This window comes from uncultured Shimia sp., assembly GCF_913054185.1.
In the GTDB taxonomy this organism is placed as follows: domain Bacteria; phylum Pseudomonadota; class Alphaproteobacteria; order Rhodobacterales; family Rhodobacteraceae; genus Shimia.
On the sequence record NZ_CAJXIV010000114.1, the window covers coordinates 1 to 12127 of the forward strand.

Annotated in this window: 16 protein-coding genes; 6 read left to right on the plus strand and 10 right to left on the minus strand. The window is 58.0% G+C overall.

Translation table 11 applies throughout. The features are described 5' to 3' along the window. The coding region (xseA, locus tag QZ517_RS17875) for an exodeoxyribonuclease VII large subunit (RefSeq protein WP_294229649.1) at positions 1–674 on the minus strand (674 nt) is incomplete at its 3' end. A gap of 83 nt (positions 675–757) precedes the next feature. Here xseA and purD point away from each other — a divergent pair. Both purD and QZ517_RS17885 read left to right on the plus strand, forming a co-directional pair. Then, entirely contained in the window at positions 758–2020 is a 1263-nt protein-coding gene (gene purD, locus QZ517_RS17880; RefSeq protein ID WP_294229653.1) for a phosphoribosylamine--glycine ligase, read from the plus strand. 70 nt (positions 2021–2090) lie between these two features. Further along, positions 2091–2702 (plus strand): LuxR C-terminal-related transcriptional regulator, encoded by a 612-nt coding sequence (locus QZ517_RS17885; RefSeq protein WP_294229655.1) that lies wholly within the window; start codon positions 2091–2093, stop codon positions 2700–2702. A 69-nt stretch (positions 2703–2771) separates the two neighbouring features. On the opposite strand, the gene QZ517_RS17890 is transcribed toward QZ517_RS17885, so the two are convergent. Together QZ517_RS17890 and QZ517_RS17895 are read right to left on the minus strand one after the other, a co-directional pair. Then, positions 2772–3518, minus strand: coding sequence for a VCBS repeat-containing protein (locus QZ517_RS17890; protein WP_294229658.1), 747 nt, complete (start codon positions 3516–3518; stop codon positions 2772–2774). Continuing rightward, positions 3518–3841 carry a 2Fe-2S iron-sulfur cluster-binding protein gene (locus QZ517_RS17895; RefSeq protein WP_294229662.1) on the minus strand — a complete coding sequence of 108 codons (324 nt, stop codon included), beginning with the start codon at positions 3839–3841 and terminating at the stop codon, positions 3518–3520. The genes QZ517_RS17890 and QZ517_RS17895 overlap by 1 nt, the downstream gene beginning before the upstream one ends. 125 nt (positions 3842–3966) lie before the next feature. Between QZ517_RS17895 and QZ517_RS17900 the strand changes: the two genes are divergently transcribed. From QZ517_RS17900 to QZ517_RS17910, 3 genes are read left to right on the plus strand one after another with little or no spacing between them, the layout of a single operon-like run. Then, a complete protein-coding gene (locus QZ517_RS17900) occupies positions 3967–4368 on the plus strand; it encodes an OB-fold nucleic acid binding domain-containing protein (RefSeq protein WP_294229665.1) in 402 nt (133 codons plus the stop codon). Positions 4369–4426: 58 nt separating this feature from the next. After that, positions 4427–4987: a peptidoglycan-binding domain-containing protein gene (locus QZ517_RS17905; RefSeq protein WP_294229667.1), complete on the plus strand. Its 561-nt coding sequence runs from the start codon at positions 4427–4429 to the stop codon at positions 4985–4987. Positions 4988–5024: 37 nt separating this feature from the next. Then, complete coding sequence (locus QZ517_RS17910) at positions 5025–5831, plus strand: penicillin-binding transpeptidase domain-containing protein (RefSeq protein WP_294229670.1); 807 nt, start codon at positions 5025–5027, stop codon at positions 5829–5831. A 78-nt stretch (positions 5832–5909) separates the two neighbouring features. On the opposite strand, the gene QZ517_RS17915 is transcribed toward QZ517_RS17910, so the two are convergent. The 5 genes from QZ517_RS17915 to QZ517_RS17935 all read right to left on the minus strand — a co-directional run bounded on the left by QZ517_RS17915 (position 5910) and on the right by QZ517_RS17935 (position 9965). Then, positions 5910–7304, minus strand: a complete 1395-nt coding sequence (locus tag QZ517_RS17915; protein ID WP_294229695.1) for a Do family serine endopeptidase — start codon at positions 7302–7304, stop codon at positions 5910–5912. 246 nt (positions 7305–7550) lie between these two features. After that, entirely contained in the window at positions 7551–8027 is a 477-nt protein-coding gene (locus QZ517_RS17920; protein WP_294229675.1) for a hypothetical protein, read from the minus strand. Next, positions 8024–8182, minus strand: coding sequence for a hemin uptake protein HemP (locus QZ517_RS17925; RefSeq protein ID WP_168591412.1), 159 nt, complete (start codon positions 8180–8182; stop codon positions 8024–8026). The genes QZ517_RS17920 and QZ517_RS17925 overlap by 4 nt, the downstream gene beginning before the upstream one ends. 238 nt (positions 8183–8420) lie before the next feature. Next, positions 8421–9008 (minus strand): lytic transglycosylase, encoded by a 588-nt coding sequence (locus QZ517_RS17930; protein ID WP_294229680.1) that lies wholly within the window; start codon positions 9006–9008, stop codon positions 8421–8423. 75 nt (positions 9009–9083) lie between these two features. Beyond that, positions 9084–9965 carry an AEC family transporter gene (locus QZ517_RS17935; protein ID WP_294229686.1) on the minus strand — a complete coding sequence of 294 codons (882 nt, stop codon included), beginning with the start codon at positions 9963–9965 and terminating at the stop codon, positions 9084–9086. 83 nt (positions 9966–10048) lie between these two features. Between QZ517_RS17935 and hspQ the strand changes: the two genes are divergently transcribed. Beyond that, a complete protein-coding gene (gene hspQ, locus QZ517_RS17940) occupies positions 10049–10375 on the plus strand; it encodes a heat shock protein HspQ (RefSeq protein ID WP_164645364.1) in 327 nt (108 codons plus the stop codon). 59 nt (positions 10376–10434) lie between these two features. On the opposite strand, the gene QZ517_RS17945 is transcribed toward hspQ, so the two are convergent. Together QZ517_RS17945 and QZ517_RS17950 are read right to left on the minus strand one after the other, a co-directional pair. Beyond that, positions 10435–10821 (minus strand): rhodanese-like domain-containing protein, encoded by a 387-nt coding sequence (locus QZ517_RS17945; RefSeq protein ID WP_294229689.1) that lies wholly within the window; start codon positions 10819–10821, stop codon positions 10435–10437. 4 nt (positions 10822–10825) lie between these two features. Further along, on the minus strand, positions 10826–12127 hold a 1302-nt coding region (locus QZ517_RS17950), incomplete at its 5' end, for a gamma-glutamyltransferase family protein (protein ID WP_294229692.1).

Sequence of the window (12127 nt, forward strand, 5' to 3'; positions counted from 1 at the left end):
AGGTCTTCGATGCTGCCCCCGCCTCGGGCCACAATGATCAGATCGGGACGCGGCATGGAGCCGCCGGGGGTCATTTGGTTAAAGCCATCGATGGCGTTGGCCACTTGTTTGGCACATTGTTCGCCTTGCACTGCCACTGGCCACAACAGCACTTTGCGCGGGAAACGATCGCGTAAGCGGTGTAGGATGTCGCGGATCACCGCCCCGCTGGGCGAGGTCACGACACCAATGATTTCCGGCAGATACGGCAGCGGCTTTTTGAGCTCCTGCGCAAAAAGCCCTTCGGCCTGCAACATGGCTTTGCGCTTTTCCAGCATCGCCATCAGCGCGCCAACACCAGCCGGTTTCAGGTCTTCGATCACCAATTGGTATTTGGATTGACCCGGGAAAGTGGTGAGCCGCCCGGTGGCGACCACTTCCATGCCCTCTTCGGGGCGGGTGGAGACCCGTGCGGCCACGCCCTTCCACATCACCCCGGCAATCACTGAGCGATCATCTTTCAAATCGAGATAAATGTGGCCCGAGCGCGGAAACGACACGCGGCCAATCTCGCCTTTGATGCGCACATGAGCGAACTCGCCCTCGATCATGCGTTTGATGGCACCGGAGAGTTCGGTGACGCTGAATTCCGGGGCGTTTTCGCCCTCTCGTGGGTCGTCGATCAGATCAGACATGGGTGTGCTGCTCAGTTCCCTTGTTTCCTGTGCCCAGCCACCTTAGAACGCCGCTAAGCGGAGGCCAAGCGGAAGGCGGCAACATGAACATTCTTATTCTCGGCAGCGGTGGACGTGAACATGCATTGGCATGGGCAGTGATGCAGAACCCAAAATGCGACAAGCTGATTGTGGCACCGGGCAACGCAGGCATCGCGCAGATCGCGGAATGCGCCAGCTTTGACATTGAGGATGGCGGCGAGGTTGTGACCTTTGTGGCGGCCAATGCGATTGATTTTGTGATTGTTGGCCCGGAAGCGCCGCTGGCCAACGGCGTGGCGGATCGTCTGCGCGAAGCTGGCGTGCTGGTGTTTGGTCCGTCTAAAGCAGCCGCACGGTTGGAAGCCTCCAAGAGCTTCACCAAAGAGATTTGTGACGCAGCCAACGCGCCCACCGCAGGCTATGGCCATTTCACCGACGCAGAAGCGGCCAAGGCCTACATCCGTGAACAAGGCGCGCCGATTGTTGTGAAAGCCGATGGTCTGGCGGCTGGCAAAGGCGTGATTGTGGCGATGGACCTGCAAACCGCGCTCGATGCGGTGGATGACATGTTTGGCGGTGCCTTTGGTGGCGCAGGGGCCGAGGTGGTTGTTGAAGAGTTTATGGAAGGCGAAGAGGCGTCGTTCTTCATCCTCTGTGACGGCAAAACTGCCCTGCCGGTAGGCACCGCGCAGGACCACAAGCGTGTAGGCGAAGGTGACACGGGTCCGAACACCGGCGGCATGGGCGCCTACTCGCCAGCACCCGTGCTGTCTGACGAGATTGCACAAAAGGCGCTGGATGAGATTGTGCAGCCCACCATTGATGAGATGGCCAAGCGTGGCACGCCGTATCAGGGGGTGCTGTACGTCGGCTTGATGATCAAAGATGGGCAGCCGCGCCTAGTGGAATACAATGTGCGCTTTGGCGATCCGGAATGTCAGGTGCTGATGATGCGTCTGGGCGCGCAGGCGATGGACCTGATGCATGCGGCAGCCGAAGAGCGTCTGCATGAGACGCAGGTGAATTGGGCGGATGATCACGCGATCACCGTGGTGATGGCGGCCAATGGCTATCCGGGGTCTTATGAGAAAGGCTCTGTGATTGGCGGATTGGATGCCCTTGAAGGCGACAGCAAGAACATGGTGTTCCACGCTGGCACCACCGCGAAAGACGGGCAGATCACCGCCTCTGGTGGCCGGGTTTTGAACGTGACCGCACGGGGCGCGAGCCTTCAGGAAGCGCGGGATCGGGCTTATGCCATGGTCGATGCGATTGACTGGCCAGGTGGATTTTATCGCCGCGACATCGGCTGGCGCGCGCTTTAATACGTAGTTCTGCGGGCGTTGCGCCCACCCATGCAGCGCCCTATTCTCCGCTTGAACTGGGGGAGATGACATGACCATTTCGGTGGAAGAGGCCTACGCCACGGGCGATTTTGTGGAACTGGCGTTCAGCTTTGCGCCGGTGGGCATTGTGGTGACTGAAAACCGTGTGATCCGCGATTGCAACGCCACCTTTGCAGATATGTTCCGCTATGAACGCGCGGCGCTCAAAGACAGCACTTTTGCCATCCTCTACCCAACCCAAGAAGAATTCACCAACATCCGCAATCGTGGCGTGCAAGAGCTGCGCGAGGGAAATTTCTATTGGGACGAGCGCGTGATGATGCGGCGCGGCGGCGAGATGTTCTGGTGCCGCGTGCGCGGGCATACGTTTACACCGGAAGACCCGCTACAGCGCGCGGTGTGGAGCTTTGCTGATATTTCCGGCTCTCGCCCCTATCATCCGCTGACACGACGCGAGCGGGAAGTGTTCTCGCTGTTGGCCGAAGGGCTGACCAGCAAAGAAATTGCCATCAAGCTGGAGATGAGCAATCGCACGGTGGAGGTGCATCGTGGCAAGTTGCTGAAGAAGTTTGGGGTGTCCAACACCGCAAGCCTGTTTCAGTCGCTGGGGGCCATTGGCACACGGCATATTTACTCGGCCAGTGATGGGACCGTACGGTAACGGTGAGAGGGGCCAGCCCCCCCTTGGCTTGCAGCCATACTCCCCCGGGATATTTCAGGAATGAGACGCCTAGGGCGCTTTGCAGTCCAGCGCGGCGCGCAAGGACGACTGGCTTTTGAATGGCCCAAGCGGGCGCGGCGACAGAGTTTGGCCATCAAACCGTATGGCCATGACCTGAGACCAGCTGGCGTTGACCGTGATCATCTCTGGGCCTTGGCCGCAGTTGCGAATGCCGCCGGAGATAAAATCTTCGCCAATGCGGTGGTTGGTGAGGCCTTTGAGGCTGGCGACTTCAGTGAGTTTGCCTTTTTGGAACCGCCAGACGCGCAGGGTCTTGGCCAGGTGTGGCCGGTCGATATAGGCCACTTCGATAAAGCCGTCGCCATCTAGATCGGCAGCCCCGATGGGCGCGAGCCAGCGGTTGCGTTGGCCGATGTGGGGTGTGGCTGCGCGGAGGCCATTCTCGTCGTAGATTGAGAGGCGTGCACCGCCGGTTTGGCTGCTTTCAACGACAATCACTTCCGGCGCACCGTCGCCGTCCATATCCATCAGACGCGGTGCGATGTCTTCAAAGACACGGTCTTGGGGAAGCGTAAGTGCGAGACGCTTGCCATCCTTTAGGGTCAGTTCAAGCGTGCCGTATTCAATGGCATCTCCAAGCACCCCATGGGCATACCGGGTCGTTTCATCCGTGTAGCGGGCGGAGGTGATCTCCGCCATCACAGGGGCCGCCAGCAGCCCCAAGCTCACCGCAAGCGTGGCGCGGCGGGCGAAACGGCGTAGCGTCTGTGACAGGAAACGCCGCGCCATAATCATCAGATTTGCTTTTCTGGCAGTTTTACAACCAGACCGTCCAGCGCATCTGTGACCTTGATCTGGCAGGTCAGGCGCGAGGTGGCCGGGTTGGGCTCATACGCAAAATCGAGCATGTCTTCTTCCATGTCGTCTTTGGCCGGGATCTTTTCCACCCAAGCTGGGTCGATATAGACGTGACAGGTGGAACAAGCACAGGCGCCACCACAATCGGCTTCGATGCCGGGGACGTTGTTGTCGCGTGCGCCTTCCATAACGGTCAAGCCGCTGGCAACCTCGACAACATGCTCGGTACCGTTGTGCTCGACATAGGTGATTTTGGCCATGTCTGGCTCCTTTGAGAAACTGTTCGCATTCCTAGTTAGGTCAGGGCTTGCACCTCTTCCACCCCCATTTGCGACCAGCAGCCCTTCCCCTTGCGACAAATTACAAATGTTCTATATTTGTTCTCATGCAGATTGTCACATCCAACCCAATATCGCCGCGACGTGGCCACCCCCGGCATGGGGATTGGCCGCGCCCACCAGCAGCTCTGACCGCCAACCGATTGACGGAACCGCCCAACGGGGCACGTATCGCTGTGGCGGGTCTCGTGATTCTGCGCCAACGACCCGGCACTGCCAAAGGGGTGATCTTCCTGACGTTGGAGGATGAGACCGGCGTGATAAACATCATTGTCTGGCGCAGCCTGTATGAGCATTTCCGCCGGGCGGTGATTGCCGGGCGTCTGTTGCGGGTGACGGGGCGCATTCAGCGAGAGAACAATGTCACCCATGTGATTGCCGAGCGTGTCGAGGACCTCTCCCCCCTGTTGGACAGTTTGGTCACACCGCCAGCCCCCTCGGATACATGACGAGTTTCGCTGCGGCGCAAAACGCGGTATGACAGGGCAAAACACATGAGGCGCGAGCATGCCCGCAGATTTTGCCGCACGATCGGTACTTGCCGCCACGGCGCTTTTGGCGCTGGGGAGCCTGTCGGGTTGCGAAGAACAAATTGCCTCCGCGCCCTATCTCGCGGCCTTCAATGAGCCGGAAATTTTGCGCGCGGAAGACGCAGGCGCGCCCCCCAATGCGCGGCCTGGCAGCTGTTGGGGGCGTCATGTGACACCGGCGGTTGTGGAAACTGTCAGTGAGCAGATCATGGTGCAGCCCGCTGAAGTTCTGGCGGACGGTACTGTCATTGCCCCTGGCATTTTCCGCACCGAGACACAGCAACGGATTGTGCAGGAACGGCGGGAATTGTGGTTTGAGACCCCCTGTGCCGAGGTTTGGACCGAAGACTTCACCGCCTCCTTACAGCGTGCCCTGAAGGTGCGCGGGCTGTTTTATGGCAGCATCACCGCAGAGCCAGACGCCCGCACCCGCGCCGCCATTCGCCGCTACCAAAGTGCCGAAGGGCTGGACAGCGCGATCCTGTCCTTGGAAAGCGCACGACGGCTTGGATTGGTCGCCGTACCCCGCGAGGAATAAGGCATACAAACGCACTTTAACCGCTGAGGACACATCCATGTGGCACAAACTTGCTCCGTTAATGCTCTCTGTATTGTGGTTGACCAGCGCAACGCCCGCACAGGCAGAAATTGCCTGTACGCTGGTTCACAAGGTCGGCGACAAGGACCCAGTTTTTCAACAAGGGAACCTCTGCGATGCCACATTCTCCCCAGCCTCCACCTTTAAACTTCCCCTAGCGCTGATTGGGTTTGAAAAGGGACTACTGCAGTCCTCTGACACGCCCGCGGTCATCTATGACCCGGACCTAAACGCGCCGTTCAAGAGTTGGCGGCAAACCACCACACCGCGCACTTGGCTCCAGTTCTCTGTTGTGTGGTACTCACAATGGCTCACCCGACAATTGGGGACCGACGCCTTTCAACACCATGTGGACAGGTTGGACTACGGCAACAAGGATCTGAGCGGCACGCCCGGAAAAGACGATGGGCTTACACATGCCTGGCTAAGCTCTTCACTAAAGATAACCCCAGCTCAGCAGGTCGATTTTTTACAGATGCTGGTGTCACATGAGCTGCCCTACTCGCAACACGTCATGGATCTAACCATTGCCACCAGCCAATCGTTTTCGACATCTGCGGGCGACAAGCTAAATGGCAAAACCGGAAATGCATGGGCGGTGGATGCGCAGTTCAAACGCCTGAAGGAACAACATGGCTGGTTTGTCGGTTGGCTCACGCATCAGGAGGCACAGTATGTGTTTGTACACCTGATCGTCGAAGACGGTGCCGCAAACGGTTTTGCCAGCAGCCGCGCTCGCAAACATGTCTTGTCCCACCTGCCGGAGTGGTTGGAGGGCCATTAACAGGCTCCGAAAACCTCACCGAATCAACAAAAAGGGCGCCACACGGGGCGCCCTACTCTATTTCATTTGTGTCGTTGGTCACTCTTCGATGTTGAGCGCCACAAAACGGGGTTCGCCAGCGCGGCGCACCAGAAGCAGCAGCGACTTACGGCCCGCCTCTGTGGCCTCCGCAATCCGATCTTCCAGATCCGTGATGGAAGTCAGCTTCTGCTGGCCTGCTTCGGTCAGAACATCCCCAGCCCGCAGGCCTTTTTCATAAGCTTTGGACAGCTCATCCACATTGCTCACAACTAGACCATCGGTGCCCTCAGACACACCCAGTTCTTCGCGCATCTCGTCGGTGAGCTCGGTCACGGTCAGACCAAGGATCTCTTTCTCCACCGGTTCACGAGAAGGCGCTGACTGACTTGCAGGCACCGCGCCTTCGGCCTCTTCGCGGCGACCAAGCGTGATCTGAAGCGTCACTTCACCACCTTCGCGCAACACCACCATATCAACGGTTTTGCCGACATTGGTGTTGCCAACAGTGCGCACAAGACCACGCACATCTTTCACGGATTGACCATCAAAACTCAGAATCACATCGCCGGACAGCACGCCGCCTTCGAGAGCAGGCCCCTCTGGTACGTCGGTGACCATCGCCCCTGCGGCGGATTTGAGACCATCAACCGCATCAACCATGTCTTCTGTCACGTCCTGAATACGCACACCCAGCCAGCCGCGGCGGGTTTCGCCAAACTCTTTCAACTGGTCGACCACTTTGGTGACCACGTTAGAGGCCATGGAGAAGCCAATACCAATGGAGCCGCCATTTGGCGACAGGATCGCGGTGTTCACGCCAATCACATCGCCGTCCATGTTAAACAGGGGACCGCCAGAGTTACCGCGGTTGATGGCGGCGTCTGTTTGGATGTAGTCGTCATAAGCACCGGACAAAGACCGGCCACGCTGGGACACGATGCCGGCGGAGACCGAGAAGCCTTGGCCCAATGGATTGCCCATCGCCACAACCCAGTCGCCCACACGGGCGGTGTCGCTGTTGCCAAACGCTACAAAATCCAGCGGCTCGTCTGATTCGACCTTCAACAGCGCGATGTCGGTGTTTTTGTCCGTGCCGATAACTTTGGCGGGCAGCTCGCCCCCCTCAAAAAACTCGATCAGGATCTCATCTGCGCCTTCAATCACGTGATTGTTGGTGACCACAAACCCATCTGCGGAGATCACAAAACCGGAGCCCAAGGCGGAGGTACGGCGCGGTTGGTCGCCGTCATTGCCTTGCCGATCCTGAAACTCGCGGAAGAAATCCTCAAAGGGGGAGCCTTCGGGCACAATGCCCTGTGGGCCACCGGTGCGACCGGCAACCACTGTGGATGTGGTGATATTCACAACAGCCGGGCTGATCTCTTCAGCCAGCTCAGCAAAACTGTCCGGGCGGGCTTGGGCGATCAGCGTTTGCGCCATGACAAACAGCATCGCTAAAAACGTCAGCCCAGCAATGCGCCAAGAGCGCTGTTGTGCGTCGGGGTACGAAAGGGTGTCAGAAAACACTTTGGGTTCTCCTTTGGTGTACTTGAAACCTGCCAGGTTGCTCCCGGCGTCTGAGGAGAAGTGTGGGCATTTCACGCAGCGAAGGCAACCGCATGCGCGTCGCGCCGCCTAACATACCTGTGATCTGTATGTGAAAAAAGTGAACGTACGGCCACGGTCTGGCCACAGTGATTAATGCACTGTGGCCGAAACCTGTGTCGGAACCTGTGGGCGCGCAGGTGCGGCGCGGGCCACTTTGCTTAGAGCCATGCCAAATTCGGCTGCAAGGCCGGCAAAGCACATGGCCATATCGGGGCGCACAACCAGCGACGCCAAAAGCGCGGCATCTTCCTGTTCGCCACATGCGCCAGCTTCGATCAGATGGGCAAACACCGCCTCATCCGCACCAAGGCAGCGACAATGGCAGCCATGACGACAGAGCGCGCGGCGGCCATATTGGCGGCCGACTTCCATCAGGTCTTCAAAAACACCTTTGATGTTACGGGCTTGGTCTACGCCCAATCCTACTGTCAGAGTGGACTCCAGATGGGCTATCCCAACCGGATCCCGGTCCCAGGACCGCAACCAGCGCACCGCAAGACGCTCCACATCGCCAAGATCGTCGAGCAAACCTACGCGCTGTGCCCCTCTGTTGTGGGCGCTGTTCATTTTGTCAGGATCAATTTGCCGGCGCGGGTGATGCGCAGCGTGTAAAGTTGGTCGTTCAGACGAATATGGGCCAGTCCGTTGTCGCCAGTCAGTTGGTTGGCGTCATGGACGGGCAGCGCGTTTGCCATTTCGGGAGCTTGCATTTGCAGGGTCATGGGACTCTCCGTTGGTCCGTATCAATATTCTGGCTTCCCTGTTGGGTGGCTGCTGCGGCTATTTCTGATTATTTTAGTCGGAATTGTCAAGTGCGGATTTTCTCCCTTTGCGCGAGGTCTGCAAGCTCCATTTCGCCACAGCAACTGGCGCGTGGTCCACACCCTCGCCCCCCGATCGACGCAAAAGGCGCTCCAAATTAGGAGCGCCTCACAAAGCAATCACATCCTGGTGTTGGAATCACCGAAACCGTGAGCAGCTTCTGAGCTGGGATTGATATTTGGCGGAGCGACTGGCCACATCGTCAGCCACTTTCAGCAACCAAGCTTTGTTGCGGTAAGTTCCGCGGGCATAGCCGGTGTGCCCATCATGGTAGTTGAGGTATTGAGCACGCGCGTCACTCAGAGACACGCCGTTGCGGTCGCGGGATTCGTTAAAGTACCAGCCCATAAAGTCGGCGGCATCTTTGACATTGTCACGTTTTGCACTGCGGTTTCCGGTTTCCCGACGGTATTGATCCCACGTGCCATCCAGCGCCTGCGCATAGCCGTAGGCGCTGCTCTGACGCCCCATAGGCAGGATGCCCAGCGCGTATTTATGCGGGGTGCGGGCATCGCCGATAAACTTACTCTCCTGATAGAGCACCGCCATCTGCACATGTACGGGCACGCCCCATTTGCGCTTGGCGGAGCTAAAGGCCCGCCTAAAATGCGGTTTCTCTTTCAGAATCGCACAGGCGTTTTCCAGGTTGCGGGGCGCACTGGTATCCTTCTTGCCGCAGGACGCGACAACAAGCACAACCATCAGCGCGAAGAGAACTCTGCTCATTTGCCTCTCGCTCGTTCTTTGTTTTTTTGCCACTTTAACGGATTTTTCCACAGAGGGTAAATCACAAAGCCGGAATTAGAGCAGCAAAGCCAGCAGAATCGGCAAGCCAATCACAGAGACCAGCGTTGAAACCACCACATATCCTGCGACCGCGTTGCTGTCGGCCTCATATTTTTCTGCCAAAAGATAGGCGGTCACGGCCACCGGCATCGCCATTTGCAACACCAGCACACCAAACAATGTGCCTGTGAGTCCAAAAACCAGACCAATGCCCCAGCCAATAGCCGCGCAAATCAGCAATTTCACCACCGAGAGCCAAATCGCAGTCACAACCCGCCCCGGTGTCAGGCGCGCCACCGCGACCCCAAGAGTAAGCAACATCATTGGGATTGCCATTTGGCCAATCAAATCCAACGTGTTGGTGAGAAACTTGGGTGTCTCCCAATCCATCACGAGGAAAAGCGCTCCAAGCAGCGTGGCCCAGATCATCGGCTCTTTGATCATTTTGCTAAAAGCGCCCTCACCCGCAACAATCCAGATGCCCCAGGTGAAGGAAAGGATGGCGGACACCGCCAACATCACAACGGCCGCTTCAAGGCCAGGCTGGCCAAAAGCAAACAACGCCAACGGAATGCCAAGGTTGCCGGTGTTGCCAAAAATAATCGGCGCAAGATAGGTACGCAGGCTCAGACCAGTTGCTTTCAACAGCCCCCACCCAACCGCGCCGACCACAACATAAGCTGTGGTCCCGGCCAGTGTCAGCTTGGCCAAATCTGCCAGATTGGCCTCGGTTTTCATCAGCGCGGTGAAGATCAGGCACGGCACCGCAAGCGTCATCGCCAAGCGGGTGACAAACTGAATGCGGTATTCAAATCCAGCCTTCACCCAAGCAAAACCAACCCCGGCGACAAGAAAAACCGGCGCAACAATTTCCAGAACTGTTAAGATTATGTTCACAGACTGTTTCCTGCTAAAATTCGGCTAAAGTTGGACAAAGCCCCCTTGCAGCGTCTACCCTTGGGATGTAGGGGCTGCAATACATGCTAAAAACACGCGCAAAATATTACCTCGGTCAAGTTGTCCGTCACAGAAAGCACCCGTTCCGGGGTGTGGTCTTTGATGTCGATCCTGAGTTCTCCAACACCGATGAGTGGTACGAAGCCATTCCCGAAGACAGCCGTCCGATCAAGGACCAGCCGTTTTACCACCTGCTCGCGGAGAACGATCAGAGCTACTACGTGGCCTATGTCTCTGAGCAGAACCTGATTGCCGACTATTCCGGCGAACCGGTGAGCCACCCGGATTTGGACGATATGTTTGGTCCGTTTGAAGATGGCGCCTATCCACTGCATTACGCGCTGAACTAAGCGCACATCCAGAACGGATGGAAAACGCCGGGCGGCAAGGGTCCGGCGTTTTTTGATGTTTAATCGGTCACGATCGGCGCGCCACGTTTTTTCCAGCTGGAAAAGCCACCTTCCATCTCAGCGATGTTGTCCACCCCCATATCCTGAAGGGCTTTTACGGAAAGCGCAGAGCGCCACGCGCTGGCGCAGAACAGGATCAGGGTTTTGTCGGTGGCCAGTGCTTCCTTGTGATAGGGGCTATCCGGAGCAATCCAGAACTCCAACATGCCCCGCGGAGCGTGAAAGGCGCCCTCGATGCGCCCCTCCCGGGCCAGTTCGCGCGGATCTCGGATGTCGACAAACAACGCCTCCCCTGCCGCAACTTTGGCCTCGGCCTCTTCTTGGTCAAGGCTGGCAATCTCCGTCTTTGCGGCGGAAACAAGCTCTTTGATTGGTGTAATGGGCATAGTGTCAGTATCCTATGGCTGCGCCGTCTTTGCGCGGATCTGAGGCACCCTCAAGCACGCCATTTTTGTGAATGCGGATCGCCTGCGCGCCGCCGATGGGCATGTCCGGCACCACAATCTTGTGGCCCAAATCCGCCAACTCCTGTTTCACGGCATCGCTATAGCCGCGTTCGACCTTCAGCGCCCCATCTTCGACAAAAGACCGTGGCGCATCCAACGCGGTCTGCGGGTCCATGCCAAAGTCTTCCATATTGGTCAGCACCCGCGCGTGACCGTTGGGCTGATAGTGGCCACCCATGACACCAAAGGGCATCTCCACACGCCCTTCACGGCGGACCATGCCGGGAATGATGGTGTGCATGGGCCGTTTCCCACCCTGCATTTCGTTGGGATGTCCTTCTTGTAAGGTAAAGCCACCCCCGCGGTTTTGCATCAAGATGCCAAACTTGTCCGAGGCAATGCCAGAACCAAACGCATGGAAGACCGAATAGATCATCGACACCGCCATGCCGTCTTTGTCCACCACCGACAGATACACCGTGTCTTTGTGCACCGCTTCGGTCAGCGGTGCGGGCGCCGCCATGGCGCGCTTTGGATCAATCAAGGCGGCCAGCTTGTCCGCGGTTGCCTGAGACAACATATGGGCGGTGCGCGTGGTGTGATCCGGATCGGCAATCAAACGATCTCGCGCATCATAGGCCAGCTTGGCGGCCTCAGCCTCGATATGGGTGCGTTCCGCGCCAAACGGATCCATCGAGGCGAGGTCAAAATGCTTCAAAATGTTTAGCAGCAAAATGGCGGTTGCGCCCTGCCCGTTGGGCGGATGCTCCAGCAGCTCCGCCCCCTTGTAAGTGCCGCTGATCGGCGTGGTTTCATTGCCAACAGTTGCGGCAAAGTCTTCCATTGTGTGCACGCCGCCCATAGCGCGTAATGTGTTGACCATATCTTCGGCGACTTCACCGGTGTAGAAGGCATCGCGACCTTGCGCGGCCACGCGGCGCAGGACCTCGGCTTGTCCGGGAGCACGGAATATGTCGCCTTGTTTGAGTGGCTTGCCGTCACGCAGGTAATGACGCCTGCCGTGCCCTTGCAGATGGCTTTCGGTTTGCTGCCAATCAAAAGCAGACCGTGGCCCCACCGGTATGCCGTCTTCTGCATAGTGGATCACCGGCGCAAGACTGTCAGCGATACCAAGTTTGCCGAATTTTTCCGATAGGGTGCAGAAACCGTCGATGGCACCTGGCAGTGTCACCGCCTCCACGCCAAAAAGCGGCACCGCGTCCAACCCACGGGCCCGCAAATCAGC

Excerpts from the sequence above, each read along its gene's own strand:
- QZ517_RS17910 (WP_294229670.1), top strand. The coding sequence starts at position 5,025 with ATGTGGCACAAACTTGCTCCGTTAATGCTCTCTGTATTGTGGTTGACC.
- QZ517_RS17945 (WP_294229689.1), bottom strand. The coding sequence starts at position 10,821 with ATGCCCATTACACCAATCAAAGAGCTTGTTTCCGCCGCAAAGACGGAG.
- purD (WP_294229653.1), top strand. The coding sequence starts at position 758 with ATGAACATTCTTATTCTCGGCAGCGGTGGACGTGAACATGCATTGGCA.
- QZ517_RS17925 (WP_168591412.1), bottom strand. The coding sequence starts at position 8,182 with ATGACCCTGCAAATGCAAGCTCCCGAAATGGCAAACGCGCTGCCCGTC.
- QZ517_RS17905 (WP_294229667.1), top strand. The coding sequence starts at position 4,427 with ATGCCCGCAGATTTTGCCGCACGATCGGTACTTGCCGCCACGGCGCTT.
- QZ517_RS17895 (WP_294229662.1), bottom strand. The coding sequence starts at position 3,841 with ATGGCCAAAATCACCTATGTCGAGCACAACGGTACCGAGCATGTTGTC.
- QZ517_RS17900 (WP_294229665.1), top strand. The coding sequence starts at position 3,967 with ATGCAGATTGTCACATCCAACCCAATATCGCCGCGACGTGGCCACCCC.
- QZ517_RS17930 (WP_294229680.1), bottom strand. The coding sequence starts at position 9,008 with ATGAGCAGAGTTCTCTTCGCGCTGATGGTTGTGCTTGTTGTCGCGTCC.
- QZ517_RS17890 (WP_294229658.1), bottom strand. The coding sequence starts at position 3,518 with ATGATTATGGCGCGGCGTTTCCTGTCACAGACGCTACGCCGTTTCGCC.
- QZ517_RS17915 (WP_294229695.1), bottom strand. The coding sequence starts at position 7,304 with ATGCTGTTTGTCATGGCGCAAACGCTGATCGCCCAAGCCCGCCCGGAC.
- QZ517_RS17920 (WP_294229675.1), bottom strand. The coding sequence starts at position 8,027 with ATGAACAGCGCCCACAACAGAGGGGCACAGCGCGTAGGTTTGCTCGAC.
- hspQ (WP_164645364.1), top strand. The coding sequence starts at position 10,049 with ATGCTAAAAACACGCGCAAAATATTACCTCGGTCAAGTTGTCCGTCAC.
- QZ517_RS17885 (WP_294229655.1), top strand. The coding sequence starts at position 2,091 with ATGACCATTTCGGTGGAAGAGGCCTACGCCACGGGCGATTTTGTGGAA.